Origin of the sequence: Nocardioides sp. T5 (genome assembly GCF_048161455.1) — a bacterium.
Taxonomy (GTDB): domain Bacteria; phylum Actinomycetota; class Actinomycetes; order Propionibacteriales; family Nocardioidaceae; genus Nocardioides.
This window is the reverse complement of record NZ_CP182415.1, coordinates 3,869,468-3,896,462: the sequence shown is the minus strand read 5'-3', so window position 1 is coordinate 3,896,462 and position 26,995 is coordinate 3,869,468. Positions and strand designations below refer to the sequence as shown.

The window sequence follows — 26,995 nt, the reverse complement described above, 5'->3', positions numbered from 1 at the left end:
CGTGACGAAAATTGATCTGGGCGTCTTCATGCCCATCGCCAACAACGGGTGGATCATCTCAAAGAACGCCCCGCAGTACAGGCCGACGTGGGAACTGAACCGCGACATCGCGCTCTACGCGGAGGAGATCGGCTTCGACAGCCTCTTCTCCATGGTGAAGTGGAAGGGATTTGGGGGTCAGACCCAGCACTGGGACCACAGCCTGGAGTCGCTGACGTTGATGACCGGTCTGGCAGCCGTAACTGACCGGGTCAGGATCATCGCGTCAGTGCAGCCACTGATTCTCAACCCAGTGGTGGCCGCAAAGATGACCGCCACGATCGACCAGATCTCAAACGGACGCTTCGGGATCAACTTCGTCACCGGACAGTACTTCGACGAGTACGCGCAGATGGGCGTCCTGCCCGAGGGCTACGCAAACACCCGGTACGACTACGCCCGCGAGTGGACTGAGGCGATCAAGCTCCTTTGGACTCAGGACAGGGTGAGCTACCAAGGAGAGCACTACCAGATCACCGACTGCACGAGCAGCCCCAAGCCGGTGCAGGAGGGTGGGGTGCCGATCGTGTGCGCCGGCATGTCCGAGCGCGGCATGGAGTTCACCGCCCGCCACGGCGACAGGTGCTTTATCACGGGCCGCGATCTCGAGGACCTCAAGGACGTCAGCAAGCGCGCCAAGCGAGTCGCCGAGTCGCTGGGTACCACGGTGAAGACCGACACCGTCCTGGTGCTGGTCATCGAGGACACCGACGAAAAGGCCCAGCGGGTGATGGAGGACTACCGCGCCGGAGTCGACGTGGAAGCGTGGCGCAACATCTTCTCAATCTACGCCAAGGACGTCGAGGGCGCATCCTCCCAGACCGTGCTCGAGCGGGCGAAGCGCGATGTGTTCTTCGCGTTCCTGCCCATCGCCGGCAGCCCGGCGACGGTGGCCGCCATCCTCGCCGACCTGGCGAAGGAGGGGGACCTTGACGGGCTCATGTTCACGTTCCCCGACTACCTCCGCGGACTCAAGAGGTTCGACAGCGAGGTCAAGCCCGAGATGCAGCGTCTCGGCATCCAGTTCTCCAGCACCACTCACGAGGAGGAGGTGGCATGAACCACATCGTGGACTTCAGCATCGATCCCGCGACGACCGCCATCGTGGCCATCGACATCCAGAACGGGTTCTGCGACCCGGGTGGATCGATGGGCTCCGCCGGCGGCAACATCGACATGATGCGGTCGACGATCCCGCACATCCGCGAGCTGGTGGAGGTCGGTCGGACGCGGGGCGTCACCGACATCTGGACCAAGCAGGAGCACTACGCCGACGACGTCACCAAGAAGCGGCACAAGATCATGCCCCACACGCTGCGGTGGGCCGCCGGTCCAACCGGGGTGAAGGGGACGTGGGACTCCGAGTTTTGCGCCGAGGTCTCCGACCTGGTCGAAAGCTCGGAAGAGGTCCTCGTCAAGCACCGCTTCAGCAGCTTCTTCGACACCCGGCTCGACACGATGCTCCGCATGCGGGGCATCACCACGCTCATCGTCACCGGTGTCGCCACAACGCACTGCGTGGAGACCACCGTGCGCGACGCGTACCAGAAGGACTACGACGTGATCGTGCCGGCAGAAGCCGTAGGCGCGCTCGACCGCAAGGCCCATGACGCAAGCCTGTGGATGATCGACCGGTTCTTCGGCAAGGTCCTGCCGATGCAGGACGTGGTCGAGCTTCTGAAAGGCGGATCCCTCGAGATCGACTTCAGGGATGGCTGGCTGGAGCACCAGCCCTGATCCGTCCTCGCGACACCGAACCGGCCGCCTCCAGGGGGCCTGCTCGATCGCCACCGCGCGACGAAACCTCGGGATCACTCACAACTGCCACCGCAGGTCAAACGTGCAGGGAGGGCGCCACGCCCGCCGGCCAACTCGAAGGAATGATGCCCAGTGTCGATGTTCTCGTGGAAAGTTGTCGAACCGCCACCGCCCGGGGTGGGAGTAATGCCGGACGAACGTCTGAGCTGGCCGAAGACCGCCGGCGTCGGTGCGCAGCACGTGGTCGCCATGTTCGGGGGGACGTTCGTCTTCCCGGTCATCATGGGGCTCGACCCGAACCTCGCGCTCATGTTCTCGGGGATCTGCACGATCGCGTTTCTGATGATCACCAAGAACCAGATTCCCAGCTACCTCGGCACGAGCGCGTCCTTCGTGGCGAGCGTCGCTGCCATCCGTGCGCAAGGCGGTGACTCGGCCGATGTGACCGGCTCCATTCTCATCGCGGGCGTCATCTTGGCGCTGGTGGGTGTGTTCATCCACTTCGCTGGCGCCGCACCGCTCAGGCGCGTACTGCCTCCCGCGGTGACCGGTGCCGTGGTGATGCTGATCGGCTTCAACCTCGCGCCGGTGGTCGCCGGCGTGTATTGGCCGCAGGACCCCACCATCGGCATCCTGACCGTCCTCTTCGTCGTTCTGGGAACCGTGCTCCTGCGCGGCTTCTGGGGCCGGATCACCATCTTCTTGGGCCTGCTGTTCGGCATGGGACTATCCGCGATATTCGACCAGGTCTTCGGGAAGATCACGTCGCCGGACGGCGCCGGGGCGGTCACGACGCGGTACCGCGTGAACCTTGACCAGGTCGGCACGGCCGACTGGTTCGGCCTTCCCTCCGGCAAGCTCGCCGACGGCGTCTCCATCGTCCACGCACCGAGCTTCTCCCTCACCTTCACGCTGTTGGTACTGCCCGCGGTTATCGCTCTAGTCGCCGAGAACACCGGCCATGTGCGAGCGATCGGTGAGATGACGGGCAAGGACCTCGACCCATACATGGGACGAGCCATCGGCGCCGACGGTGCCGTCACCGCCGTGGCCAGCCTGTTCGGCGGCTCCCCGACGACCACGTACGCCGACAACATGGGCGTGATGGCGGCGACTCGGGTCTTCTCGACTGCCGCGTACTACCTGGCCGGAACGTTCGCCATCATCCTCGGGCTGTGCCCCAAGGTCGGTGCGTTCGTCTACGCGATTCCCGGCGGGGTTCTCGGCGGCATCACCCTCGTGCTGTACGGGATGATCGGGTTGATCGGCGCCAAGATCTGGGTCGACAACCGGGTCGACTTTGCGAACCCGCTCAACATGGTGCCGCTGGCCGCCGGCCTGGTCGCCGGCATCGGCAACGTCACGCTCCCGCTGGGAGGCGACTTCGAGCTCACCGGCATCGCTTTGGGCACCATCCTGGTGATCGGTCTCTACCACCTGGTCGCCCGTGTGAGCGCTCCGCCCGACCCGACCGTCGGGGTGGAACACTCTCAACACGAGGGGCTGACGCCCTGACTAGACCCTGACGCAACAGGGCTGGGCACGCGGTGGGCAGGACACACAGTATTCGTTCTGCCCACCGCGACCTGGCTGGTTTCCCCTGACCTTAAGGATCTCAAGAATGGACAAGCTCTTCGACAACGCGGCCGAGGCGGTCGCCGACATCGAGCAGGGTGCGACGCTCGCGGTGGGCGGGTTCGGGCTGTGCGGGGTCCCGTCCGTGCTGATCGACGCGGTGCTGGAGTCAGGGGTCACGGACCTTGAGGCGGTGTCCAACAATTGCGGTGTGGACGAGTGGGGGCTGGGTCGGCTGCTGTTCGCCAAGCGGATCCGGCGGATGATCTCCTCCTACGTGGGGGAGAACAAGGAGTTCGCCCGGCAGTACCTGCACGGTGAGCTCGAGGTCGAGCTGACCCCCCAGGGCACGCTGGCCGAGCGGATGCGCGCGGGCGGCTCGGGGATCCCGGGCTTCTACACCGCGACCGGTGTCGGCACGCAGGTCGCCGAGGGTGGTCTGCCGTGGAAGTACGACGACGCCGGCAACGTGGTGGTCGCCTCGCCGCCGAAGGAGACCAAGGTCTTCAGCACGGCCGAGGGGGACAGGGAGTACGTCCTGGAGGAGGCGATCGTGGCCGACTTCGGGCTGGTGCGGGCCTGGAAGGGCGACCGGCACGGCAACCTGATCTACCGGCAGTCCGCGCGGAACTTCAACCCGCTGGCCGCGATGTGCGGGCGGGTGACGATCGCGGAGGTGGAGGAGCTGGTCGAGCCGGGCGAGCTCGACCCCAACGACGTCCACACCCCCGGCGTCTACGTGCAGCGGGTCGTGCAGCTGACCCGGGAGCAAGCCACAGACAAGCAGATCGAGAGGATCACTACGAGGCGGAAGGGGAATCGACTGTGACCTCAGTGGGAAAGTCCAGCGGCGCCGAAGACGCTGCACATCCGATGACGCCAGCGCAATGGCGTAAGGCGATGATCGCGACGGCTGAGGAGAACCCAGATGCCTTGGACCCGTGAGGAGATGGCGGCCCGGGCCGCCTCGGAGCTGCAGGACGGCTCCTACGTGAACCTCGGGATCGGGCTGCCGACGCTGGTGCCGAACTACGTCGGCGACGACGTGGAGCTGGTGCTGCAGAGCGAGAACGGCATCCTCGGCGTGGGGGCGTACCCCTTCGAGGGCGAGGAGGACCCCGACCTGATCAACGCGGGCAAGGAGACGGTGACACTGCGCAAGGGCGCGTCGTTCTTCGACTCCGCGCAGTCGTTCGGGATGATCCGCGGCGGCAAGATCGACGCCGCGATCCTGGGCGCCATGCAGGTGTCCGCGGTCGGCGACATCGCCAACTGGATGATCCCCGGCAAGATGGTCAAGGGCATGGGGGGCGCGATGGACCTGGTCCACGGCGCCAAGCGGGTGATCGTGCTGATGGAGCACACCGCCAAGGACGGGTCGTTGAAGATCCTCGACGACTGCGACCTGCCCTACACCGGCAAGCGCGTGGTGCAGCGGATCATCACCGACCTCGCGGTCATCGACGTCATCGACCCGGCGACCGGTGAGGTCGCCCCGTCCGGCACCCTCGGCGACCGGGCGCTCAAGCTCGTCGAGCTCGCCCCGGGTGTCACCGAGGGCGAGGTCCGGGACAAGACCCAGCCCAACTTGGAGTCGTAGTGGCGCGGCGGAGCCGGGGTCGTAACGAGGGTGTCTTCGTGACCGCATGCTTCCTTGCTGAGACCGTCGGTCCCGACGGGCGTGCAGCCCGTGTCCCCGCCTCCCTTGTTCATGCGAAGACCATGGGAACCATGCTCACGCTTTGTGGTCAGTCGTCGCTGAGCTGGTTCAAGTTTTGGGACATCGCGTTCGATGCGGTGGACCATCGCTGCACCGAGTGTGGAGCCGTCTTGGAGAGTCGCCGGTCGGCTCGGAAGCGATCGCGCGCCTAGTTTGGAAGCCGTTGGCTGTCCGAGCGTCGCCCATGTCGACAGCCTCAGCGGGGGAGGCGTCCTGTCGCCCTGAACGTGGAGCTGTCCGCCCTCAATTTGCCCTCACGAGGGCAGAAATCGTCCCGAAACGACGGCCAAGAGCCGACGGGCTGGGCCCTGATGGGGCGTCCGGGGCACCACGAACTCCACGATGGGACGGGTGCCCGAGAATGTCGCCACGGCAACCCTATGGGCCTGCCCCACGGTCTCTGCTCATGTAGCCCCAGAGCCCCAGGATTGACATAGAGTTCCCATAGATGGACGGCTTTGACACTGCTGACACGCGGTTCGCAAGGCATCCTTCACACCGGGCCGACACGACGCGACACAGCTCGACATAGGGGCGAGGATGACAAAACCGCAGGTCAGCGGCGGTGTCGCCTATCTGACCTGCGGTTCTGCGGTGGTGCCCCAGGCAAGAGTCGAACTTGCGACCTTTCGCTTAGGAGGCGTTGCATCGATTGCACTGACCTGCGGCGCAGAAAGTCATAGGCGTCCGTTCACATGACTTCGGACAGGTACCGCTCGCACTGGGGCGGCCGATCCTTCCGGGCCGTGGCGTGCCGGACTTCGTCTCGATGATCAACACGCCCGAGACCTCGGCGGCGCCGTGGCCCAAAGCTCAGCGCACATCGTGGTCCGCCGTGGCGCGGCCAGCGTCGCCGGGAGGAGCAGGGTCCTACGTCGGTGGCTGGTGTGCAGCGTGGAGACGGTCGCACGCCCAAGCGCCGGGCGCCCCGCTGACGTCCTCAGGGGCATGGGCAGCCGCTCCTTGACCGTCGTCCCTCTCACCCCGCGGATCTTGACCTCCAACGATCGCTCGCCGGTGCCGGTGTACGCACTGGTGCGGAGCTTCGAGCGCCGGCGGCGTCGTAGTGCCGCGGCCGTCCGGCTGTGGAGGTAGACGGTGTCGAGGTACGTGGACTCGTAGCGAGCGGTCCGGCGACGGTCGATCTCGAGGGCGCGAAGACCGGGTATGCCGGTGACGGCGGCGTCGAGCTCGGCGACGTGGGTAACGGACTTCCGGTCGACCGGGTGAGGAGCGGCGCCGTGCTGTTGGGCTCGGCGAGCGAGACGGAAGTGAGGCGGTCGATCACGCTCAGCGGGTCGCCGCCGGGACCTCGTCACGCTCCGGCCCCGGGGCATCGCGGGTCGCGGTGGCCGCGCTGCTGGCCAGGACGATCGTCACCCTGAGCACGCCGACTCGACGGCGACGAAGGCCATCGGACGCGACGGCAAGGATCACAGGGGCAGCGACGTCGAGCCTCTCCAGGGGCGGGCTACCGGTCGGGGTACGTGGACTCGCGTAGCACGCGAGGGCGACCTGGACCAAGGTGTACTGCGCGTCACAGCACTGGTGTAGGTAGGCATACATCAGGCTCGGGAGCGGGCGGACGCCTTGGGCAGAGCCGGGACGTCGCTCGGGTGCATGAGGCGCAACGCTGCGGGCAGGGCCGACGTTACGCGGAGGTTTCCAGAGCGAAAAGTTCTGGATGCAAGGTGAGAACCCTTGCATGTCGCGGCATTCGTCTGCATACACTCCTCCAAGTCGCCGAGGCAGGAGAGGGGTGGCTGTGACCATCACCACGGACGAGCTGGCCGCGCAACCGTCTGCCGCGTCCAGCGGGACGGGCCCGGCGAGACTCGCTACCGGGCGCCGCAGCGTGCTCCGGCGCCTGCTGTTCAGCCAGCTCTCCGGCATCATCCTCGCATTCGTGGTGTGGGAGGTCGTGCCCAGGATCGGCCTGGTTCCCCAGCGCTACATCCCGCCGTTCACCGAGGTGCTCCCGCAGTTCGTCACCGAGCTCGGGCGCGCTGAGTTCTGGGTCGCGGCCGGCAACACGCTGTGGGCCTGGGCAATAGGTCTGGGCATCGGCGCCGTCGTCGGCGTCCTCATCGGCGTCGTGATCGGTTCGAGCGCTGCCGCCTACCGGGCGACCCGGTTCGTGCTGGAGTTCCTCCGGCCGATCCCGTCCGTCGCGTTGATCCCGCTCGCCGTGCTGCTGTTCGGGATCAACGGGCAGATGAAGGTCTCGCTGGTCATCTTCGCGACGGTCTGGCCGATCCTGATCCAGACCGTCTACGGCGTACGCGAGCTCGACCCGGTCGCGCGCGACACCGCGCGCTCGTTCGGCTATTCCGGCTGGGACGTCTTCTGGCACGTGACGCTCCCGACCGCCGCCCCCTCCATCGCGACGGGCATCCGGATCGCATCGGCGCTGGCCGTCGTCATCGCCGTGACGGCAGAGCTGATCACCGGTGTGTCGGGCCTGGGTGCTGAGGTGCTGTTCGCCCAGAGCGCCGGCTCCAGCGTCCGGCTCTACGCGCTCATCCTCGCCATCGGCATCGTGAGCTACGCCCTCTCCCAGGTCATCGAAGCGGTCGAGCGGCGCCTGCTCCGCTGGCATGTGAGCTTCCGGAAGGAGCACGCCTGATGAGCGGGCGACTGCGGGCACTGGCCCTCGAGGTGGCCGGTCCGCTCGCCATCATCGCCGTGTGGTGGGTGGCGTCGGCCAACTCCACCTCGCTGTACTTCCCGCCCCTGGAGACCATCCTCGGCCGGTTCCGGGACGTCTGGTTGGGGACGGGCTTCACCGACCACGCCCTGCCGAGCCTGAGCCGGATGCTGACCGGCTACCTGATCGCCGTCGTCGTCGGCGTCGGGCTCGGCGTCATGGTGGGCCTCTCGCCGTGGGCGCGGCGGCTGATCGGGCCCAGCGTGGAGTTCCTGCGCGCCCTCCCCGCCGTGGTCCTCGTGCCGTTCGCCCTGGTGGTCTTCGGCGCGGGTGACGGCATGCAGATCTTCGTCGTCGCGCTCGGCTGCTCCTTCCCGATCCTGCTGAACACCGTCGCCGGGGTCCGGGGCACCGAGCCGGTCATGATCGACGTCGCTCGCACCTTCCAGTTCACCAGGTCCGAGACCGTGCGCCGTGTCGTCCTCCCGGCCGCGGCCCCGAGCATCTTCGCGGGACTGCGCGCCAGCCTCGCGCTCGCGCTGATCCTCATGGTGGTCGGCGAGATGGTGGGCAGCACTGATGGGATCGGCTACTCGATCCTGCAGTCACAGCGCCTGTTCGCGATCTCCGACATGTGGGCGGGCCTGATCATGCTCGGCTCGCTCGGCTACCTCATCAATCTCCTGCTGCTCGGGACGGAGCAGGTCGCACTCCGCTGGCACCGCGGACTGAAAGCAAGGACACGAGACGCATGAGCAACACCAGCAAGGTCCATGACGACGTGCTGTCGCGCGCCGTCCGCTCCGGCGGGGAGCGCGGCACCGCCATCGTCGAGGTCGACCACATCGCCAAGACGTACGGCAGCGGCGCGAAGATGCACGAGGCGGTTCGGGACGTCGCCTTCGACGCCCGGCCGGGGGAGTTCCTCTGCGTGGTGGGCCCCTCCGGGTGCGGCAAGACAACACTACTGCGGTGCCTCTCGGGCCTGATGCCCCCCACCTCCGGCGAAGTGCGTCTGCACGGCCGGGCGATCACCTCGCCGCCGCCGCAGATGGGGCTGGTCTTCCAGGAGTACAACCGGTCGCTGTTCCCCTGGATGTCGGTGCGCCGCAACGTCGAGCAGCCGCTGCGCAAGCGCCTGGGCAAGGCCGACCGGCGCACGGCCGTCGACGAGGCGCTCGCCGCCGTCGGGCTCACCGGTCACGAGGAGAAGTACCCGTGGCAGCTCTCCGGCGGGATGCAGCAGCGCGTCGCGATCGCGCGGGCCATCGCCTACCGGCCCGAGATCCTGCTCATGGACGAGCCGTTCGCCTCCGTCGACGCGCAGACGCGCATCGAGCTCGAGGACCTGGTCCTGGAGGTCTGCGCCACGTACGGCATCACCATCCTCTTCGTCACCCACGACATCGACGAGGCGGTGTACCTCGCCGACCGCATCGTGGTGCTGAGCCCCCCGCCGTGCGTGGTCAAGGAGATCGTCACCATCGACCTGCCGAGGCCGCGCGACCAGATCGCCACCAAGGCGCTCGCCGAGTACAGCGAGCTGCGCAAGCACGTCTTCGAGCAGATCGTCGGCCGGCACTGACCCCACCCAGGCCTGCGACGACGCGGCCGGCAACACCCACCCATCCCGAGAAGTTGTTTGGAGGAGCCCACCATGACCCGCACCCGTTCGATCCGATTCGGTGCCGTCGTTGTCGCAGGCCTGCTGGGCCTAACTGCCTGCGGCGGTGACGGCAACGCCTCGGAAACCGAGAAGGGCGGCCTGACCGAGATCACGGTCGGGACGATGCCGATCGTCACCAACTCCGTGCTCGCGCTCGGCGTCGAGAAGGGCTTCTTCGAGGAGGAGGGCCTCGACGTCACGCTCGAGACCGGCCAGGGCGGTGCCGCACTCCTGCCGGCGGTGATCAACGGCCAGTACGACTTCGCCTTCTCCAACAACGTCTCCATCCTGACCGCGCGCGCCCAGGGCATGCCGGTCAAGATCGTGGCCGCCGCCAGCAGCGCCGGCGAGGACCCGGCGCCCGCGGACGAGGCCATCGTCGCCTCGGCGAGCAGCGGCATCACCTCCCTCGACCAGGTCGAGGACACCACGGTCGCGGTCAACCAGCTGCTGAACATGGTCGAGGTGGCGGACCGGGTCGCCCTGGAGAAGGCGGGCGCCGACCTCGACTCGATCGAGTTCATCGAGATGGGCTTCCCCGACATGCCGGCCGCGCTGGCCAACGGGAAGGTCGACGTCGCCCACGTCGCCGAGCCGTTCCTCACCCAGGCGGTCGCCGACGGTGCCACCATCCTCTCGGCGCCGTACCGCGAGGTCGCCCCCGACGTCTTCATGTCGTCCTGGTTCACCAGCGAGAACACGCTCGCGAAGAGCCCCGAGGTCGTCGAGAAGTTCCAGGCGGCGCTGGAGAAGTCCCGCCAGTACGCCGTCGACCACACCGACGAGGTCCGCTCCTTCATCCCCACCTTCATCGGCATGGACGCCGACCTCGCCGACAAGATCGCCCTCGGCAACTGGCCTGCCGGCCTGCCTGAGGAGACGTCGCTGCAGGCCTGGTTCGACGCGGCGGTGACGTACGGGGTCTTCACCGAGGACCAGCTGTCCGACCCCACCGAGGTCCTGGCGGACTGACACCCGCCACGTCACGTCCATTCGTGGCGAGGCTGATCGTCGACGAGCGAGGAACGGCGGTGCGGTCGACCCGGGACACCGGGCGACCGCACCGCACCGCACCGCAGGCTCAGCCTGACGTTCGCCCTTGCGGGGTGGGCGGGCGGGCCAGCCGGTCGTGACCACGCCGGGCGCGCCGGTCGGTCCCGGCCTCTCGCGCCGGGTCCGGGGCGCTGGGACCACTGCGGGTCGCGCGGAGCGCTTGTCTCGCGAGCGCGTGCGCCCGGCAGGGCGGAGCACTCCCGGGTGTGCCCCGAGATCCGCCGCGTCATGTCAGACGGACGCTTCGGCCTCCGAGGCGGGGTGACCCGTCCACAGCTTGAGCCGGATGTTGCGGGACTCGGTGAAGTGCTCGGTCGCCAGCCTGGAGGCCTCGTCGCCGTCGCGGTTCTCGATGGCCTGGACAAGGGCGAGGTGCTGCTGGTTGCCGCGCTCCCAGCGCCCGGGGAAGGCGAGCGTCGTGGCGGGGTAACGGCCCAGGTGCAGGCCGAGGCGGTCGAGGAGGTCGATCATGGACCGGTTGTGGGTCGCTCGCCACACCGCGCGGTGGAACCGGTCGTTGGCGGCAGCCATGGCCGGCGGTGTGGGGGACTCCATGTCGATCATGGCCTGGGCGAGCTGGTGCATCTGCAGCAGGTCGTGCATGGTGCGACGCTCAGAGGCCATGCGCGCGGCCGTCGCCTCGAGCGCGATGCGCGTCTCGTAGAGGTCGAGGACGTCCTCGGGGCTGTCCTCGCGCACGATGAGACCGCGGTCGGTCCGTACGACGATGCCGTCCTGCTCCAGTCGGGTGAGCGCCTCACGGATGGGGGTGCGGCTCATCTGGCACCACTCGGCCAGAGCCGTCTCCACGAGAGGATCGCCCGGACGCAGCTCACCGCTGACGATGGCCTGGCGGATCCTGTCGTAGGCGCCGCGCTGTCGCGCCGTGGATGCTCGTCCACGCGACGGCCCCGAGGGTGGAGTTCGTGGACTGCTGCTCGTGGTCATGACATACCTTCCCCGTACCGGTCGTTGACGTGCATCTTGGCCTGTGATCTGCGGCAGACACCGTGGCGCCGTCCTGTGTACGTTAGTATGCATGCCGCGTGATGTGAAGCCTGTGCCGATTGCTGCCAGCGGTGACGAGGCGCCCGCCCCGCTGACGAGGCTGGGTACGCTGGTCCGCGACGCCGAGCCGACGGGCCTTGCGCTCGCAGAGGTCGTCGACCTGCCGCCCGGATCGGCCCTCGACCTGGCCCAGGTCCGTCTCACGCGAGCGACCACCTCGTCGGCCGAGACCCGCACGCCGGTCACTGTCGCACTGCTCAACCAGCGGGGGACCGTGCAGGGCGGGGTGTACTCGGTGATCGCCGACGCGACCGCCGGCTGGGCCACGGAGGCGTACCTCGGCAACGACTCCTACACCACCACCGCGGTCACCAGCCAGCTGGTCGGCGCGGCTGTCGAGGGTGATGTGCTGGTCACGCGCGCTCACGTCGAGCACGGGGGGCGCCGTACGGTCGTGGCCTCGGCGGAGGTCTACCGTCAGCGTGCGGGCTCGAGCGACCGCCTGGTAGCCCTGGTGACCTGCCAGCAGTTGGTTCTTGCGGCGATCTGAGCATCATCGAAGCGACAACTTTCGGAAGCGCTTGCATGTGACGGCATTCATCTGCATACACTGGCGACTCCGATCAACTGAGGAGGCCCCCCGTGGTGCGTGTTCTACGTCCGACGACCTTGGATGAGGCGCTCGCCGTGCTGCGCGACGCCGATGAGGACACGAAGGTGGTCGCCGGAGGCACGGCGCTGATGCTGATGATGCGTGCCGGGTTGCTCTTTCCCGACACGCTGGTGTCGCTCGAGGACATCCCCGGGCTGGACTACATCACCATCGACGAGCACCGGGTCCGACTGGGCGGGCTTACCACCCTGCGCACGATGGAGCGCTCGCGGGAGCTCGCCGCAGTGCTGCCGACCCTGACCCAGGCGCTCCCGCTGGTGGCCAACCACCGGGTCCGCAATCGGGCGACGATCGGCGGGAACCTGTGCGAGGCCGACTACGCCTCGGACCCTCCGTCGATCCTGGTCACGCTGGACTGCCAGGTGCGGTTGCGCAGCACCCGGGGTGATCGCCTGGTCCCGCTCCCCGACTTCCTCGTCGACTACTACGAGACCACCATCGAGCACGACGAGCTCGCGGTCGAGGTGATCATCCCGCGACCGGCCGCAGGCACGCGCACCCACTACGTGAAGTACGTCAGCCGGACCTCCGAGGACCGTCCCTGTGTCGGGGTCGCGGCTTCGCTGCAGGTCGTCGACGGCACCTGCCGCGCCGTGAACGTCCAGGTTGCGGGAGCCACCTCGACTCCCTTCAGCGTCCCCCAGGCCCTTGCCGACTGTGTCGGGCAGGCACCCACCGACGACCTGTGGGCACACGTGGCACACGCCTTCGAGACCGAGATCGACCCCATTGAGGACGTCCGGGGCTCCTCGGCCTACCGACGTCAGGTCACCGGCCGGCTCGTGAAGCGGACCCTGCGTGGCCTGACCCAGAACCACCCGAACGGAGCGACCCGGCTGTGAAGACCCCCGCTGAGATCAATCACGACGGCGCTGTCGCCGTCGAAGCCGGTTCGGCCATCGGCAAGCCGGTCGACATGTACGCCGGCCGGTCCCGCGTCGACGGCACCATCGAGTTCGCACTGAACGCCGAGGTCCCCGGCATGCTGCACGCCGCACTGGTGCGCAGCACCGTCCCGCACGCCGAGATCGTCTCCGTCGACGTCTCGGCGGCCCTCGAGCTCGAGGGCGTGGTGACCGTCATGACCGCCGCCGACTTCGAGAAGCCGGGTGCCCCCGCGCGCCACTACGGTCCCGTCATCAACGACCAGCCCGTCCTGTGCGGGCGCAAGGTTCGTTTCGTCGGCGACCCGATCGCCATCGTCGGCGCCGAGACCGCGGAGATCGCACGAGCCGCGGCGGACCTCGTGGAGGTGGAGTACAAGGAGCTTCCGGCCGTCACCTCGGTCGAGGAGGCGCTCGCCGCCGATGCCGAGCTGGTCCACGACCAGCCGCCCCGGGCGCGTCGGCGCAGCTACTCCGACATCCGCCTGCTCGGTCGTGAGGGCAACGTCTGCACCAAGTTCCAGGTCCGCAAGGGCGACGTGGACGCAGCCTTCGCCGAGGCCGACCACGTCATCGAGGACGTCTACTACAGCCCCGCGGTCTCGCACGTGACGATGGAGCCGCACGTCGTCCTCGCCTCCTTCAACGCCCAAGGCATCCACGTGGTGAGCAGCACCCAGGCGCCGTTCGCGGTCCGCGACACCCTGACGGAGATGTTCGACCTGCCGTCTTCGAAGGTCCGGGTCACGGTGCCGCCGATCGGTGGCGGGTACGGCGGCAAGACGTACGCGAAGGTGGAGCCCGTGACCGCCGCGCTGGCCTGGCACAGCGGCCGGCCGGTCAAGCTGGTGCTCTCGCGGGAGGAGGAGTTCCTCACCACCACCAAGCACGCTGCCGAGATCCACATGCGCTCCGCGGTCAAGGCCGACGGCACCATCACCGGGCGCGACGTCACGATCTACTTTAACGGCGGCGCGTACGCCGACATCAGCCCGCGCCTGATCAAGAACGGCAGCTACAGCTGCGTGGGCCCGTATCGCATCCCCAACGTGCGCATCGACTCCTACGCCCTGTACACCAACCAGGTCCCCGCCGGCGCCTACCGCGGCTACGGCGTCTCCCAGGCCGCGTGGGGCTACGAGAGCCAGATGGACCAGATCGCCGACGCCCTGGGCATGGACCCCGTCGAGCTGCGCCACCGCAACCTGCTCAAGCCCGGCGAGGAGTTCGCGACGGGCGAGATCATGAGCGAGGCCGTCTACGACGAGCTCCTCGACATGGCCGCCGAGGCAGTCGACTGGCCCCACGAAGCACGCGTCGACCTGGGCGAGGACATGGTGCGCGCCAAGGGCGTCGCAGTGATCCTGAAGTCCACCATCACTCCCTCCACCAGCCACGCCGCGGTGCGCCTCGACAACGACGGCTCGGTGCACGTACTGACCTCGTCGGTCGAGATGGGCCAGGGCGCACACACGGTGCTCGCACAGATCGCCGCGCAGGAGCTCGAGGTCGACATCGACCAGGTCAGCGTCAGTGCACCCGACACCGCCTACACGCCCTACGACCAGACCACCAGCTCCAGCCGTACGACCCGAGCCATGGGTGGCGCCGTGTCCAAGGCGGCCGCCGAGGTGCGCGAACGCCTTCTCGAGCGCGCCGCGGAGATGTTCGACGTGCCCGCGGAGAAGCTGGTCCTCAACGAGGGCAAGGTGGAGATCCGCGATGTCCTCGACAGCGGCATCGCCATCCCGGACGTCCTGGCGGAGTCGCGCACCGGCAGCATCGTGGGCCAGGGTGAGGTGATCACCGCGGGCGGCCTGGACGCCGAGACCGGCCAGGGCCTGGCCAGTGACCACTGGCACCAGGGCAGCGCGTCGGTCGTCCTCGACGTCGACCTCGCCACCGGCAAGATCTACCTGCGCTCGCTCTACTCCGCCGCGCTCGCCGGACGGGTCATCAACCCGAAGCTGGCCAAGCTGCAGATGCACGGCAGCATGATCTTTGGCATCGGGCACGCCTTGTACGAGGAGCTGATCTTCGAGGACGGCCAGCTGACCAACCCCAACCTGTCCGACTACGCCATCACCGCGATGGGCGACCTGCCGAAGCTGGAGATCGGGCTGCTCGAGGAGTCGGGGGCCGCCACGATCCACGGACTGGGGGAGACCACTCTTCCCCCCGTCATCGCCGCGATCGGCAACGCCGTCGCGCGAGCCACCGGAGCCCGGGTCCGTCGGCTCCCCATCACCCCTGAGCGGGTCATCGAAGCACTGGAGGCGCTGTGAGCGGGATTGAGGAAGTCAAGGACGTCACCTGCCGTATCAACGGCGAGGAGGTGACGTTGGCCGGCGAGGCGGCTGGCTCGACGGTCGCTGCCCTGCGTGCACGGGGCCTGTACGGCGTGCGTGAGACCTGCGGGCTCGGCGTGTGCGGTACGTGCACGGTGCTCGTGGACGGGGAGCCGGTCAGCACCTGCATCCTGCCCAAGTTCGCCCTCGAGGGTCGTGACGTCGTCACGGTCGAGGGCGCGGCCGTCGACGGTGAGCTGAGCGAGCTGCAGAAGCAGTTCATCGAGTCCCAGGCGTTCCAGTGCTCCTTCTGCACGCCGGGGTTCCTCGCGAGCGCGAAGGCGCTGCTCGACCGCACCACCGGTGAGCTCACCCGCGACGAGGTCGAGGAGGGGCTGCAGGGGCACCTGTGCCGGTGCGGGTCCTACGACGCGATCACCGACGCGATCATCGCGGTCAGCCGACGTCGGGGGGCCAGCGAGCCGGACGCGGGCGTCGCATGACCTGGGCGCACGAGCGGCCGTTCGACCTGGTCCACGACCGATTGCCGTTCCAGCCGATCACGGCTCGGCCGTCGCTGCCGTGGCCGGGCGGGGCGCGGCTCGCCGTGTGGATCGTGCCCAACGTCGAGCACTACGAGTACCTGCCGCCGGCCGGGGCGCAGAACCCCTACCCGCGTGGACCGCACCCCGACATCCGCAAGTTCAGCTACCACGACTACGGCAACCGGGCCGGGTTCTGGCGGATGCTGGAGGTGCTGGACCGGTGGGAGATCCCGTGCACGACCTCCCTCAACGTGGCCGTGCTGGACCACTACCCCGAGGTCGCTGAAGCCATGGTCTCGCGCGGGTGGGAGTTCATGAGCCACGGCCTCTACAACACGCGCTACCTCACCGGGCTCACCGAGGACCAGGAGCGCGAGTTCCTCACCGAGGTCGACGACCTCCTGTTCTCCCGCACGGGTCGGCACTTCGCGGGGATGCTGGGGCCCAACATCTCGGGCAACCCGTGGACCCCGGACCTCATGGCCGAGCAGGGCATGACCTACCACGCCGACTGGGTCCACGACGAGCGACCGGCTCCGCTGCTCACCCGTTCCGGTCGACGGCTCGTCGCGCTGCCCTACACCTACTCGCTCAACGACGCTCCGCTGCTGATGCGCTCGCATCGCGAGGGCGCGGCGTACACGAAGATGTGCACCGACCAGTTCGACGAGCTCTGCGAAGGCGAGGAGCACGTGGGCCGGATGATGTGCCTGTCCCTCCACCCCTTCGCGATCGGTCAACCGCACCGCGTCGAGGCGCTCGACGCGGTCCTGGCGCACCTGCGGTCGCGTGATGACGTGTGGATCGCCACTGGATCGCAGATCGCCAAGCACTACCTGAGCACGGCGTACGACGACGATCTGGTCCGTGCCACGGAGGAGGGAGCAGCATGATCGACGCGCACGTCGCCGGAGGGCGGCCGGCACTGAACCTGACCTCCGCGTCCCGGCCGGCCCGACCGGGCTACGACCACGGCTGGTTCAGCTACCGGGCCATGCCGAGCTCATCGGCGCCTGCGTGGCCCGGCGACCGACCGCTCGCGGTCGCGGTGATCCTCGACGTGCGTGCAGCCGAGTGGGAGAGCGTCGCACCTGCCGTACCGGTGCCCGGCGGGCGCGGCATCGCGCCCTATCCGGACTACCCGCGTCTGTCGCACCGAGAGTTCGGGCACCGCGTCGGGGTGTGGCGCCTGAGCAAGATGCTCGCCGACCTGCAGATCCCGTGGACCGGCGTGCTCGACGTCCTCACCGCTGAGCACTACGCCCCGGTCCGGGAGCTGGTCGTGGACCAGGCCTCGCAGATCGCAGCGGGTGGTCTCAGCGCCAGTCGTCCGATCACCTCCGCGATGGTCGAACCCGAGGAACGCGCCTACGTCGAGGCGACCCTCGAGCGGCTCGACGCGGCCCTCGGCGCAACGCCCAGGACGTGGATGGGGCCCGGCTGGTCGCAGTCGGCCGCAACTCCCGGCATCCTGGCCGATGCCGGCGTGAAGGTCATGCTCGACTGGGGCAACGACGATGCGCCCTACCGTGTCGATGCCGCCGACCCGCTGTGGTCGGTGCCGGTGTCGTGGGAGCTCACCGATGTCGCCGCCATGTTCGAGCGTGACGTGGAGCCGGCCGTGTACGCCGACTCGGTCGAGGGTGCGGTCGAGGTGTTGGCCCGAGACGGCGCCCGGAACCCGCGCATGCTGTGCCTGCACCTGCACCCGTGGCTCAGCGGAGAGGCATTCCGTGCTCGGGTGCTGCGACCGGTGCTCACCCGCCTTGCGCAGCGAGACGACGTGTGGCTGGCGACGCCCGAGCAGATGGTCGTGCACCTGGCTGGTGGCCTCTGATGCCGCGGCGGCCCAGCATCGCGCTCATCAGCACCGGTGGAACCATCGACTCGCTGGGCCACGACCGCACTGATCTGGCGTTCTACACCGAGGCTCGCTCACGCCTGCCCGAGGGCGAGCTGCTGTCCGCGGTGCCCGAGATCGCCGAGGTCGCCGACATCGAGTCGGTCCCGTTCGACCGGGTCCCCAGCTACCAGCTCTCGGTCCAGTCCTGGGCCACGTTGGCCGAGACCGTCCAGCAGCTGGTCCGTGGGTCGTCCTGCGACGGGGTCGTCATCACCCATGGCACCAACAGCCTCGAGGAGACCGCCTTCCTCCTTAGCCTGACCGTCGACTGCCTCAAGCCCGTCGTGGTCGTCGGCGCGATGCGACCGTTCAACGGCCTCGCCGCAGACGGGCCGCTCAACCTGCTGCAGGCGGTGCGGCTGGCCGCCTCCCCGCACGCGCGGGGTCACGGCGTCCTGGTGGTCAACAACGACACGGTCTTCGCCGGTCGGGACGTCGCGAAGGCGACGACGTTCCGAGCCAACGCGTTCTCCGGAGGAGACCTGGGCCCGGTGGGCCACGTCGAGGCCGACGGCAGCGTCGACCTGCGGATGCGTCACGACTCCAACGGCACGCCTGTGTTCGACGTGACCGACGTGGCACACATGCCGCGCGTGGACGTGGTGACCTCTTACGTCGGCGCCGACGGGGCTCTGATCGACGCAGCCGTCGCGGCGGGGGCGCAGGGGATCGTCTCGGCCGGCACCGGTGGTGGCCGGCCCACCCAGGCCGAGGACGAAGCCCTCGAACGCGCCGCCCGGTCCGGGGTGGTGGTGTGCCAGTCCAGCCGCGTCCCGACCGGGAAGGTCCTGCGCTCCCCGCAGATGGAGCGCGCCGGACGCGTCGTCGCCGGCGCGCGACCGGCGTGGCAGGCCCGCATCGCGCTGGCACTCGCCCTGAGCCGGACCCACCATCCGGACGAAGTGCAGGTCAGTCTGGACCGCCTCTGAATACAACTGTATGCTGCGATGTACATTGATTTCACGGAGGTGGCTGGACCATGCAGATCGACAACGAGTTCCAGGTGCAGGCGCCGCCCGGGGAGGTGTGGGACTACCTCCAGCGCACCGAGGACGTCGTGGAGTGCATCCCGGGTGCTGCGATCCTGGAGAAGGTCAGCGAGGACGAGTACCGCGGGCAGGTGACCGTCAAGCTCGGCCCGCTCGCAGTCGTCCTGCAAGGCATGGTCACCATCGACGAGCGTGACCACGCCGGGCGCACGATGAAGCTCACCGGCCGGGCCAAGGACACCAAGGGTCGCGGCGCGACCGACGCTGGCGTCGTCGTCGACGTCGTCGCCGCGGGGGAGGGCACGCGGGTGACCCTGGTGTCCGACATCAAGATCACCGGGAAGATCGCGCAGTTCGGGCGTGGGGTGATGAAGGATGTCAGTCAGCGCATCGCCGACGAGTTCGCGCGGAACCTCGAAGCGCGCCTGACCGGCCCGGTGGCCCCCACGGCGGGCCCCGCCACGGCCCCCGACGCTGGTCCGGACGCCGTCGCCGGGGCCGAGCCGGGAACGCCCGCGCCCGCGCCGCGCGCGGTGCAGGCGCCGGCGGACTCCGGTCCACGGCACGCAGCCACCCCGGGCCAGGCAGCGCCGTCGGTGGGTGGCATCCGCCTCGTCGCAGGCGCGCTGGTGCGCGCCCTCGGTGCGGCGATCGGCAGCCTGTTCCGCAAGCTGGTCAAGCCGTTCGCCGGCGACAAGGGTGGACGCCGCTGATGGTCAACCGGATCCTGACGCGGCTGGACCCCGTCCAGGCCGAGACCTACTACCGCGACGGGCGTTGGCGTACGGACTCGCTGTGGGACGTGTTCCAGGTGGGTGCCTACGCGCACCCCGACCGGGCCGCGATCATCGAGCGCACCCGCACGCACACCTACCGCGACGTGCTCGACGCGGCCGGCCGCCTGGCCGGGTGGCTGCACGACCAGGGCCTGCGTCAGGGTGACCGGGTCGCCGTGTGGCTGCCGAGCCGTGCCGAGGTCGCGGTCGCAGTGCTGGCGTGCGCCCGGCTGGGTCTGGTCTGCTGCCCCTCGCTCCACAGGGACCACACGGTCGGTCAGGTCGTCGAGCTCGTCGAACGCATGCGGGCTGCGGCGTTCATCGGGCAGCCCGGCTACGGGGCCGACGCCAATCGGCACGACATCTTCACCGAGCTGGGCCGGCTCGATGCGGCACCGGTCGCGCTGCGGCTGCCTGCCCTCACCGACGCGGTCGAGCAGCCGGGACAGTCGCGGCTCCTGGCCGACCTGACCGGCACCGCGGTGCTGTCAGAACATCGCACGCACCCCGACGCCGTGGTGTACCTCGCCTTCACCTCCGGCTCGACAGGTCAACCCAAGGGCGTGATGCACTCGAGCAACACCCTGCTGTCCCCGGTGCGCGCCATGGTGCGGGACTGGGCCCTGGGTGGGGACACGGTCATCTACTCGCTCTCACCCCTCAGTCACAACCTCGGCTTCGGGGCCATGCTGACGGCCCTCACCAACGGCGGGACACTGGTCGCGCACGACCTTCCGCGTGGAGCCAGCGTCGCCGAGCGGATGGCAGAGACCGGCACCGCCTTCGCGTTCGGTGTCCCCACTCACGTCATCGACCTGCTGGGAGAGCTCGAGCGTGGTCACGCTCGAGGACTGCGGCTGCGTGGGTTCCGCATCTCCGGTGCCGCAGTCTCCCAGGACGTCGTGCTGCGACTGCGGGCACGCGGGATCACACCCCAGACGGGGTACGGGATGACGGAGGCCGGGTCCCACCACTACACCCGCCCCGACGACGCCGCCGAGCTGATCGCGGGGTCCTCCGGTCGCCCCTTCGAGGGACACGAGGTCAAGATCGTCGATCGCGAGGACTCCTCGCGCGAGCTGCCGCCCGGCGAGGTCGGCCAGATCCTGGGCCGCGGCCCGAGCGTCACCGTGGGCTACTTCGACGACCAGCGCGCCACGGAGGCCAGCCTCACCGACGATGGGTGGTTGCTGACCGGTGACCTGGGATGGCAGGACGAGAACGGCTACATCCGCATCACCGGCCGCAAGAAGGACGTCATCATTCGCGGCGGGCACAACATCTTCCCCGCCCGGATCGAGGGGCTCGCCAGCGGCTGCCCCGGGCTCGACGCCGTCGCGGCCGTCTCGGTCCCCGATCCGCGCCTGGGCGAGCGGGTCTGCCTCGTGGTCGCCGCCGCGGGCCGACCGCCGGCTGAGGTGGTTCTGCAGCACCTGGACGGGGCCGGGTTGTCGAAGTACGACATGCCTGAGTTCTACGCCGTCATGGACGCGCTGCCGCTGCTGCCTTCCGGGAAGGTCGACAAGCGCAGGATCGAGGCGCTCATCGCCGACGGAGCCCTGACGGTCGAACCGGTCCGAGCCACGACAGGAGCCACGACATGAGCGAGCAGATGCAGGCAGTCCTCATCTCCGAGTTCGACGACCTCGACGCGATCGAGGTGACCGAGGTCGACCGGCCGGAGCCGGCCGCCGATGAGGTGCTCGTCGGCGTCGCCGCGGCGCCCGTGAACTTCGTCGACCTGGTCACGATGCGTGGGGAGTACCAGTTCAAGCCGACCCTGCCCTACATCCCGGGCAAGGGGCCGGCCGGAACGGTCCTGGCAGTGGGCTCTGAGGTCACCGGCCTGAAGGTGGGAGACCGGGTGCTCGCCATGGTCGAGTACGGCGGCTATGCGCAGGCGTGTGCCGTGCGAGCCGACCAGGTCTATCTCCTCCCCGACGAGCTGAGCTTCGAGGACGCCGCGGCCATGTCGCTGGCCTTCGACACCGCGTGGATGGCGCTGGTCGACCGCGCCCGTGTCGCGACCGGCGACCGGGTCCTGGTCCTGGGTGCCAGCGGCGCCGTCGGCTCCGCCGCAGTTCAGCTCGCCCGCGCGCTCGGAGCGCGACAGGTCATCGCAGGCGTGTCGAGCCCGGGCCGCTTCGATGAGTTGAAGCCCCTGGGCGCGGACGACTACGTCGACCTCTCGCAGGAGCCGCTGCGCGAGACCGTGCGCTCGCGCGTCGCGGAGCTCACCGACGGGCACGGGGCGGACGTCGTCATCGACATGCTCGGAGGCGACCCGTTCGACGGTGCCGTGCGCGCCGTGGCGTGGCGGGGCAGGCTGGTCGTGGTCGGGTTCGCCGCGGGTCGCATCCCGACGCTGAAGATGAACTATGTGCTGCTGAAGAACATCGAGATCTCGGGCCTCCAGATCAGCGACTACCGCAAGCGCACCCCGGAGCTGATGCGGCGCTGCTACGAGCAGATCTTCGACTTCACCGTCGCGGGGGCGATCACCCCGCCCGCCTACGACGCGCGTCCGCTGAGGCAGTGGCGCAGCGCCGTGGAGGACCTCACGAATCGCGCCACCACGGCGCGACTGCTGCTCCAGCCGCCCGCTCCGTCCGCCAGATGACGCCGTGACACAACGGTGACGCTCAGGACTATTGACGTGTCGTGTACCACTGCATACAGTGGCACAACGTTGCATTCCGGGGCACCGTGCCGCTGTCGCGAAGGTCGCAGTGGTTTCACCCAGAACGAGGAGCTTGGTCATATGAACCGGTTTCGCAAGAGCGCCGCACTCTCCGCAACACTGACGCTCGCAGCCGCCCTGACGGCCTGCGCCGGAGCCAGCACCGGTAGCACCGGAGGCGACGACGGCGTCTTCAAGGTCGGGCTGCTACTGCCCTCGGTCGGTCCGTTCGCCGGCATCGCCGAGGACCAGGCCGACGGCTTCCGGCACTACGTCGAGGACGTCGCTGGCGGGGAGTTCGGCGACACCGAGGTCGAGATCGTCACCGGCGACGAGGGCAACGACCCCACGATCGCCCAGGAGAATGTTCAGCGCCTGGTGGAGAAGGAGAACGTCGACGCTCTCGTCGGCGTCATCAGCAGTGCGGTGGCGTACGCCGTCGCCCCCTACATCGCTGAGTCCGGCGTGCCCACGATCTTCACGGCCACGACCGCCGACGACCTCACCCAGCGTCAGCACGCGCCCAACATGTTCCGCGTCAGCAACGCGGCCTCGCAGATCATGCTGCCCCTGGGCGAGTACGCGTGCAAGGACGCCGGTTACAAGACCGCCGCCATGGTGAGCCTGGACTACTCCTTCGGCTGGGAGGCCATGGGCGGGTTCGCCAAGGCCTACGAGGACGCCGGCTGCACCATCAAGCAGGAGCTCTACACGCCCCTGGGCACCGCCGACTGGGGCTCGGTCGCGCAGAGCATCGACAAGTCCGTCGACGTCATCATCCAGACGTCCTCCGGCTCGGACGCCGCCAAGTTCCTCCAGGCCTACCGCGACTTCGGCCTCAGCGACATCCCGATGATCGCCAACGGCTTCGGCACCGACCCCTCCACCCTCCCCGAGGAGGCGCAGCGCAAGCTCGCGACGCCGGTCGAGTCGGTCATGTACTACGCCGAGGCGCTCGACACCCCCGCGAACAACGAGTTCCAGGAGTCGTTCCAGGCCAAGTACTCCTACACCCCGGGCATCTACGCGGAGGCCGCCTACGTTGCGGGCATGGTGCTCGACTCCGCCGTCGCGGACCTCGACGACATCACCTACGAAACCCTCACCGAGGCCATCAGCGGCGTCCAGATCGACGACGCACCGCGCGGCGCCCTGCAGTTCGACGAGTACGGGCAGGCCAACCTGCCGGTCTACCTGCGCAAGATGAAGAACGTCGACGGTGAGTTCAAGAACACCGTCGTGACCACGCTCGGCGAGGACCTCAGCCAGTTCTGGACCTTCGACCCCGAAGAGGCGATGGACGAAGAGCCCTACAACGACCTCAAGGGCACCTGGGTCAAGTGAGTCGACACCCCTGGGGCCACCGCAGCACGCGGTGGCCCCAGGCCGTGACACTCGCCGACGCGAAACGGAGATTGCAATGGAGATCGAGATGGTGCTCGCACGCACCCTCAACGGCTTGTCGTACGGGGCGCTCCTGTTCCTGGTGGCCAGCGGACTCACGCTGACCTTCGGTCTCATGCGCACCCTGAACCTGGCCCACGGAGCCTTCTACCTCCTCGGTGGCTACCTGGCGTTGGAGGTGCTGGGTACCACCGGCAGCTACTGGGCGGGGCTCGGCGCCGCCATGGTGGCCGTGGGGCTGGTGGGCATGCTGTTCGAGCGTGTCCTGCTGCACCGCTTCATCGGACGTGAGCTGCAGCAGATCATCGTCACCATCGGTCTCGCGTTCTTCCTCTCCGATCTGATGCTCGGGTACTTCGGAGGAGCTCCGAGGAACCCACCGCGCCCACCCGGCCTGACCACCTCCATGGAGGTCGGCGGCCTGACGTTCCCGTGGTTCCGCATCGCGCTGATCGTCATCGCGCTCCTGGTCTGGTTCGGCCTGTGGTACCTGGTCAACCGCACCCGTGCCGGAGCCCAGATCCGCGCCGCCGTCGACGACCAGGAGATGGCTCGCGCGGTCGGCATCAAGGTGCCCCTCATCTTCATGCTTGTCTTCGCCTGCGGGTCCGCGCTCGCAGCGTTCGCCGGCGTCTGGGGTGGCGCCTTCACCGGCCTCGAGCCGGGCACCGAGTCCCAGATGCTGATCATGGCGCTCGTCGTGGTCGTCGTCGGGGGCCTGGGCTCGGTCAACGGCGCCCTGCTCGCCGCCGCCCTCGTCGGGCTGGTCGACGAGTTCGGGAAGACGCTGTTCCCCGAGTTCGCCATGTTCACCGTCTTCGCACCGGTCGCGCTCCTCCTCGCGATCCGGCCACAGGGCTTGTTCGGAAAGGCGAACGCATGAGCACGCTGACCCACTCCCGCACGCGCACGGCCCTCGTGGTGCTGGCCCTCGTGGCCCTCTTCGTCGCCTTGTTCCTGGCGCCGTTCTACGTCCCGCTCTACTACATGTCGATCGTCACCCGCATCGTCATCGTGGGAGCGTTCGCCGTCGCGTTCAACATCGTCTTCGGCCTCGGCGGGATGCCGTCCCTGGGACACGCCGCGTTCTTCGGCCTCGGGGGCTACGTGGTCGGCCTGGGTGTCACCCGATGGGAATGGGGACTCGGCACCATCCTGCTCGGTGTCGTCGTCGTGGGGGCCGGCCTGGGTCTGGTGCTGGGCCTGCTGTGTCAGCGCGTCAGCGGAATCTACCTGCTCCTCATGACGCTCGCCGTCGGTCAGGCCATCTACGGCCTCGTGTTCCAGAACGCTCGAATCACCGGGGGCGACATGGGCATCAGCGGTGTCTTCCGTGACGTCCTTCCCTTCGAGCTTGCATCTCGTCAGCAGTTCCACCAGTTCGCCGTCCTCGTCTGCGCCGCCGTGATGGCCCTGCTGTGGTGGTTCATGCTCTCCCCGATGGGACGCGCCATCGTCGGACTGCGCGAGAGCGAGAGCCGGATGGGCAGCCTGGGGTACAACCCCGGCATCTACAAGGCCGCTGCCTTCGTCGTGTCCGGCCTGGCGTGCTCCTTCCTGGGTGCGCTGTACGCCGTGCAGCGAGGCTTCGTCGGCACCGACGGGCTCGAGTGGACGTTGAGTGCAACGGTCCTCCTGGCCGCGATCGTGGGCGGCTCGCGGTTCTTCCTGGGCCCGTTCATCGGCATTGCGGTGATCATCGCGATCGAGGCGTTCTTCCAGGAGTACACCGAGCGCTACACCACCGTCCTTGGCCTGTTCTACATCCTGACCATCCTGGTCCTGCCCAACGGCATCCTCGGCATCGGACGGAGCCGCAAGGCGCCCGCCGACTCACCCGCCCCGCTCGAAGACCACGCCCGACCCACCGAACGCGAGGCAGTCTCATGAACCCCGCACCCGCCATTGCAGCCCGTGACATCAAGGTCCACTTCGGAGGCCTGAAGGTCCTCGAAGGGATCGACCTGACCGTCGACACCGGAGAACGACGCGCACTGATCGGCCCCAATGGCGCGGGAAAGACGACGCTCTTCAACGTCTTGGACGGCCACATCAAGCCGACCGCCGGCACCGTCGAGATCTTCGGCGAGTCGGTGGGCACCCTCAAGCCGCACCAGCGCGCCCGCAAGGGGCTGGCTCGCACCTACCAGATCACCAACCTGTTCGCGGAGCTCACCGTGCGCGAGAACGTACACCTCGCGCTCGCGGCGGTGCGCGGAGTGGACCGCAACAAGTTCTGGAGCCCACTGACCCGCATCCCGGGCGTGAAGGCCCGAGCTGAGGAGCTCCTGCGCACGTGGGAGCTGTGGGACCGACGGGACACCACCGTCGCGGAGCTGGCCTACGGCCAGCAGCGGGTCCTGGAGATCGTGATGGCCCTCGCCGGCAACCCCAAGGTGTTGCTGCTCGACGAACCCACCGCAGGCCTGTCCCGGCGGGACGCCGACATCCTCGCCCAGGTCGTCGACGCCCTGCCCGGCGACCTCGCGCTGCTCGTCATCGAGCACGACATGGACATCGCGTTCCGACTCTGCGGCCAGGTGACCGTCCTGGCGGCAGGAGCCATCCTCGAAGAGGGCAGCCCCGCACAGATCCGCAAGTCGCGTGCTGTCATCGAGACCTACCTGGGAGAACACGATGACGTTGCTTGAGTGCGAGGGGCTCGACACCTACTACGGCGACAGCCAGGTGCTGCACGACACGTCGCTGAGCATCGGCCGCGGAGAGCACATCGGCGTGATCGGCCGCAACGGGATGGGCAAGAGCACCCTCGTGTACACGATCATGGGCATCGTGCGCGCACGCCGCGGGCGCGTGGTGTTCAACGGCAAGGACCTCACCGGCGTCGCCCCGGAGAAGGTGGCGGCGGCGGGCATCACGCTCGTTCCCCAGGGCCGACGCGTGTTCGGCTCGCTGACCGTGGGGGAGAACCTCCGCGTGTCGCACGTCGACCGCGGCTCCGACGGGTGGACCGTCGACCAGGTCTGCGACCGCCTTCCCATCCTGCGCGACCGCTGGTCCCAGCCGGCCGGGCAGATGAGTGGCGGGCAGCAGCAGATGCTCGCCCTGGGCCGCGCGCTGGTCGGCAACGGAGACCTCGTCCTGATGGACGAGCCGAGCGAGGGCCTCGACCAGCATCACCTCGCACTCGTCGTCGACGTCGTCCAGGAGCTGCGTCGCCGTGGCACCGCGGTGCTGGTCGTGGAGCAGAAGCTGCGCTTCGCCCTCGACATGGTCGACGAGCTGAACGTGATGGTGCGCGGGCAGTTCGTGCAGACCATCTCCACCGAGCAGGCCCGCAACGACCCGAGCGTGCTCATGGAAGGACTGGGCTTCGGGTCCGCAGCGGTCTGAGCCACCCGTCACACACATCGAGGGTTGGAGGAG

The 26,995-nt window shown here is 68.6% G+C and carries 25 protein-coding genes; 24 read left to right on the top strand and 1 reads right to left on the bottom strand.

Going from position 1 to position 26,995, the window contains the following annotated elements; genetic code table 11:
- Position 1 precedes the first annotated feature (1 nt).
- The 9 genes from ACNKF0_RS19070 to ACNKF0_RS19030 all read left to right on the top strand — a co-directional run bounded on the left by ACNKF0_RS19070 (position 2) and on the right by ACNKF0_RS19030 (position 10,377).
- Positions 2-1,099, top strand: coding sequence for an LLM class flavin-dependent oxidoreductase (locus ACNKF0_RS19070; protein ID WP_416954401.1), 1,098 nt, complete (start codon positions 2-4; stop codon positions 1,097-1,099).
- Positions 1,096-1,776: a cysteine hydrolase family protein gene (locus ACNKF0_RS19065; protein ID WP_416954400.1), complete on the top strand. Its 681-nt coding sequence runs from the start codon at positions 1,096-1,098 to the stop codon at positions 1,774-1,776. Before ACNKF0_RS19070 ends, ACNKF0_RS19065 begins: the two co-directional genes overlap by 4 nt.
- 207 nt (positions 1,777-1,983) lie before the next feature.
- Complete coding sequence (locus ACNKF0_RS19060; RefSeq protein ID WP_416954399.1) at positions 1,984-3,312, top strand: uracil-xanthine permease family protein; 1,329 nt, start codon at positions 1,984-1,986, stop codon at positions 3,310-3,312.
- 106 nt (positions 3,313-3,418) lie between these two features.
- Positions 3,419-4,201 carry a CoA transferase subunit A gene (locus ACNKF0_RS19055; protein ID WP_416954398.1) on the top strand — a complete coding sequence of 261 codons (783 nt, stop codon included), beginning with the start codon at positions 3,419-3,421 and terminating at the stop codon, positions 4,199-4,201.
- 99 nt (positions 4,202-4,300) lie between these two features.
- On the top strand, positions 4,301-4,972 hold the full coding sequence (locus ACNKF0_RS19050) for a 3-oxoacid CoA-transferase subunit B (protein WP_416954397.1): 672 nt from the start codon (positions 4,301-4,303) through the stop codon (positions 4,970-4,972).
- 1,885 nt (positions 4,973-6,857) lie between these two features.
- On the top strand, positions 6,858-7,718 hold the full coding sequence (locus ACNKF0_RS19045; RefSeq protein ID WP_416954396.1) for an ABC transporter permease: 861 nt from the start codon (positions 6,858-6,860) through the stop codon (positions 7,716-7,718).
- Positions 7,718-8,494 (top strand): ABC transporter permease, encoded by a 777-nt coding sequence (locus ACNKF0_RS19040; protein WP_416954395.1) that lies wholly within the window; start codon positions 7,718-7,720, stop codon positions 8,492-8,494. The genes ACNKF0_RS19045 and ACNKF0_RS19040 overlap by 1 nt, the downstream gene beginning before the upstream one ends.
- Entirely contained in the window at positions 8,491-9,324 is an 834-nt protein-coding gene (locus tag ACNKF0_RS19035) for an ABC transporter ATP-binding protein (RefSeq protein WP_416954394.1), read from the top strand. The genes ACNKF0_RS19040 and ACNKF0_RS19035 overlap by 4 nt, the downstream gene beginning before the upstream one ends.
- A gap of 72 nt (positions 9,325-9,396) precedes the next feature.
- Positions 9,397-10,377: an ABC transporter substrate-binding protein gene (locus ACNKF0_RS19030; RefSeq protein ID WP_416954393.1), complete on the top strand. Its 981-nt coding sequence runs from the start codon at positions 9,397-9,399 to the stop codon at positions 10,375-10,377.
- Between the two features lie 312 nt (positions 10,378-10,689).
- Here ACNKF0_RS19030 and ACNKF0_RS19025 read toward each other — a convergent pair whose 3' ends face one another.
- Positions 10,690-11,406, bottom strand: coding sequence for a GntR family transcriptional regulator (locus ACNKF0_RS19025; protein ID WP_416954392.1), 717 nt, complete (start codon positions 11,404-11,406; stop codon positions 10,690-10,692).
- A gap of 91 nt (positions 11,407-11,497) precedes the next feature.
- On the opposite strand from ACNKF0_RS19025, the gene ACNKF0_RS19020 reads away from it, so the two are divergent.
- The 15 genes from ACNKF0_RS19020 to ACNKF0_RS18950 all read left to right on the top strand — a co-directional run bounded on the left by ACNKF0_RS19020 (position 11,498) and on the right by ACNKF0_RS18950 (position 26,962).
- A complete protein-coding gene (locus tag ACNKF0_RS19020) occupies positions 11,498-12,016 on the top strand; it encodes a PaaI family thioesterase (RefSeq protein WP_416954391.1) in 519 nt (172 codons plus the stop codon).
- 92 nt (positions 12,017-12,108) lie between these two features.
- Entirely contained in the window at positions 12,109-12,981 is an 873-nt protein-coding gene (locus tag ACNKF0_RS19015; RefSeq protein ID WP_416954390.1) for an FAD binding domain-containing protein, read from the top strand.
- Complete coding sequence (locus ACNKF0_RS19010) at positions 12,978-15,308, top strand: xanthine dehydrogenase family protein molybdopterin-binding subunit (protein WP_416954389.1); 2,331 nt, start codon at positions 12,978-12,980, stop codon at positions 15,306-15,308. Before ACNKF0_RS19015 ends, ACNKF0_RS19010 begins: the two co-directional genes overlap by 4 nt.
- Positions 15,305-15,814, top strand: a complete 510-nt coding sequence (locus ACNKF0_RS19005; protein WP_416954388.1) for a (2Fe-2S)-binding protein — start codon at positions 15,305-15,307, stop codon at positions 15,812-15,814. Before ACNKF0_RS19010 ends, ACNKF0_RS19005 begins: the two co-directional genes overlap by 4 nt.
- Entirely contained in the window at positions 15,811-16,749 is a 939-nt protein-coding gene (locus ACNKF0_RS19000; protein WP_416954387.1) for a polysaccharide deacetylase family protein, read from the top strand. The genes ACNKF0_RS19005 and ACNKF0_RS19000 overlap by 4 nt, the downstream gene beginning before the upstream one ends.
- Positions 16,746-17,693: a hypothetical protein gene (locus ACNKF0_RS18995; RefSeq protein ID WP_416954386.1), complete on the top strand. Its 948-nt coding sequence runs from the start codon at positions 16,746-16,748 to the stop codon at positions 17,691-17,693. Before ACNKF0_RS19000 ends, ACNKF0_RS18995 begins: the two co-directional genes overlap by 4 nt.
- Positions 17,693-18,688: an asparaginase gene (locus tag ACNKF0_RS18990; protein WP_416954385.1), complete on the top strand. Its 996-nt coding sequence runs from the start codon at positions 17,693-17,695 to the stop codon at positions 18,686-18,688. The genes ACNKF0_RS18995 and ACNKF0_RS18990 overlap by 1 nt, the downstream gene beginning before the upstream one ends.
- Before the next feature lie 50 nt (positions 18,689-18,738).
- On the top strand, positions 18,739-19,461 hold the full coding sequence (locus ACNKF0_RS18985; RefSeq protein WP_416954384.1) for an SRPBCC domain-containing protein: 723 nt from the start codon (positions 18,739-18,741) through the stop codon (positions 19,459-19,461).
- Positions 19,461-21,128: a class I adenylate-forming enzyme family protein gene (locus tag ACNKF0_RS18980; RefSeq protein ID WP_416954383.1), complete on the top strand. Its 1,668-nt coding sequence runs from the start codon at positions 19,461-19,463 to the stop codon at positions 21,126-21,128. The genes ACNKF0_RS18985 and ACNKF0_RS18980 overlap by 1 nt, the downstream gene beginning before the upstream one ends.
- Entirely contained in the window at positions 21,125-22,144 is a 1,020-nt protein-coding gene (locus ACNKF0_RS18975; protein ID WP_416954382.1) for an NADPH:quinone oxidoreductase family protein, read from the top strand. Before ACNKF0_RS18980 ends, ACNKF0_RS18975 begins: the two co-directional genes overlap by 4 nt.
- 141 nt (positions 22,145-22,285) lie before the next feature.
- Positions 22,286-23,548 (top strand): ABC transporter substrate-binding protein, encoded by a 1,263-nt coding sequence (locus tag ACNKF0_RS18970; protein ID WP_416954381.1) that lies wholly within the window; start codon positions 22,286-22,288, stop codon positions 23,546-23,548.
- Between the two features lie 76 nt (positions 23,549-23,624).
- Positions 23,625-24,491 (top strand): branched-chain amino acid ABC transporter permease, encoded by an 867-nt coding sequence (locus ACNKF0_RS18965; RefSeq protein WP_416954380.1) that lies wholly within the window; start codon positions 23,625-23,627, stop codon positions 24,489-24,491.
- Complete coding sequence (locus ACNKF0_RS18960; RefSeq protein ID WP_416954379.1) at positions 24,488-25,498, top strand: branched-chain amino acid ABC transporter permease; 1,011 nt, start codon at positions 24,488-24,490, stop codon at positions 25,496-25,498. Before ACNKF0_RS18965 ends, ACNKF0_RS18960 begins: the two co-directional genes overlap by 4 nt.
- Entirely contained in the window at positions 25,495-26,259 is a 765-nt protein-coding gene (locus ACNKF0_RS18955) for an ABC transporter ATP-binding protein (protein WP_416954378.1), read from the top strand. The genes ACNKF0_RS18960 and ACNKF0_RS18955 overlap by 4 nt, the downstream gene beginning before the upstream one ends.
- Positions 26,246-26,962, top strand: a complete 717-nt coding sequence (locus ACNKF0_RS18950) for an ABC transporter ATP-binding protein (RefSeq protein ID WP_416954377.1) — start codon at positions 26,246-26,248, stop codon at positions 26,960-26,962. The genes ACNKF0_RS18955 and ACNKF0_RS18950 overlap by 14 nt, the downstream gene beginning before the upstream one ends.
- The last annotated feature ends 33 nt before the right edge of the window (positions 26,963-26,995 follow it).

Coding starts and splice junctions, on each gene's coding strand:
- ACNKF0_RS19065 (WP_416954400.1), top strand. CDS start 1,096: ATGAACCACATCGTGGACTTCAGCATCGATCCCGCGACGACCGCCATC.
- ACNKF0_RS19060 (WP_416954399.1), top strand. CDS start 1,984: ATGCCGGACGAACGTCTGAGCTGGCCGAAGACCGCCGGCGTCGGTGCG.
- ACNKF0_RS19055 (WP_416954398.1), top strand. CDS start 3,419: ATGGACAAGCTCTTCGACAACGCGGCCGAGGCGGTCGCCGACATCGAG.
- ACNKF0_RS19050 (WP_416954397.1), top strand. CDS start 4,301: ATGCCTTGGACCCGTGAGGAGATGGCGGCCCGGGCCGCCTCGGAGCTG.
- ACNKF0_RS19040 (WP_416954395.1), top strand. CDS start 7,718: ATGAGCGGGCGACTGCGGGCACTGGCCCTCGAGGTGGCCGGTCCGCTC.
- ACNKF0_RS19035 (WP_416954394.1), top strand. CDS start 8,491: ATGAGCAACACCAGCAAGGTCCATGACGACGTGCTGTCGCGCGCCGTC.
- ACNKF0_RS19030 (WP_416954393.1), top strand. CDS start 9,397: ATGACCCGCACCCGTTCGATCCGATTCGGTGCCGTCGTTGTCGCAGGC.
- ACNKF0_RS19025 (WP_416954392.1), bottom strand. CDS start 11,406: ATGACCACGAGCAGCAGTCCACGAACTCCACCCTCGGGGCCGTCGCGT.
- ACNKF0_RS19020 (WP_416954391.1), top strand. CDS start 11,498: ATGCCGCGTGATGTGAAGCCTGTGCCGATTGCTGCCAGCGGTGACGAG.
- ACNKF0_RS19000 (WP_416954387.1), top strand. CDS start 15,811: ATGACCTGGGCGCACGAGCGGCCGTTCGACCTGGTCCACGACCGATTG.
- ACNKF0_RS18995 (WP_416954386.1), top strand. CDS start 16,746: ATGATCGACGCGCACGTCGCCGGAGGGCGGCCGGCACTGAACCTGACC.
- ACNKF0_RS18990 (WP_416954385.1), top strand. CDS start 17,693: ATGCCGCGGCGGCCCAGCATCGCGCTCATCAGCACCGGTGGAACCATC.
- ACNKF0_RS18985 (WP_416954384.1), top strand. CDS start 18,739: ATGCAGATCGACAACGAGTTCCAGGTGCAGGCGCCGCCCGGGGAGGTG.
- ACNKF0_RS18980 (WP_416954383.1), top strand. CDS start 19,461: ATGGTCAACCGGATCCTGACGCGGCTGGACCCCGTCCAGGCCGAGACC.
- ACNKF0_RS18975 (WP_416954382.1), top strand. CDS start 21,125: ATGAGCGAGCAGATGCAGGCAGTCCTCATCTCCGAGTTCGACGACCTC.
- ACNKF0_RS18970 (WP_416954381.1), top strand. CDS start 22,286: ATGAACCGGTTTCGCAAGAGCGCCGCACTCTCCGCAACACTGACGCTC.
- ACNKF0_RS18965 (WP_416954380.1), top strand. CDS start 23,625: ATGGAGATCGAGATGGTGCTCGCACGCACCCTCAACGGCTTGTCGTAC.
- ACNKF0_RS18960 (WP_416954379.1), top strand. CDS start 24,488: ATGAGCACGCTGACCCACTCCCGCACGCGCACGGCCCTCGTGGTGCTG.
- ACNKF0_RS18955 (WP_416954378.1), top strand. CDS start 25,495: ATGAACCCCGCACCCGCCATTGCAGCCCGTGACATCAAGGTCCACTTC.
- ACNKF0_RS18950 (WP_416954377.1), top strand. CDS start 26,246: ATGACGTTGCTTGAGTGCGAGGGGCTCGACACCTACTACGGCGACAGC.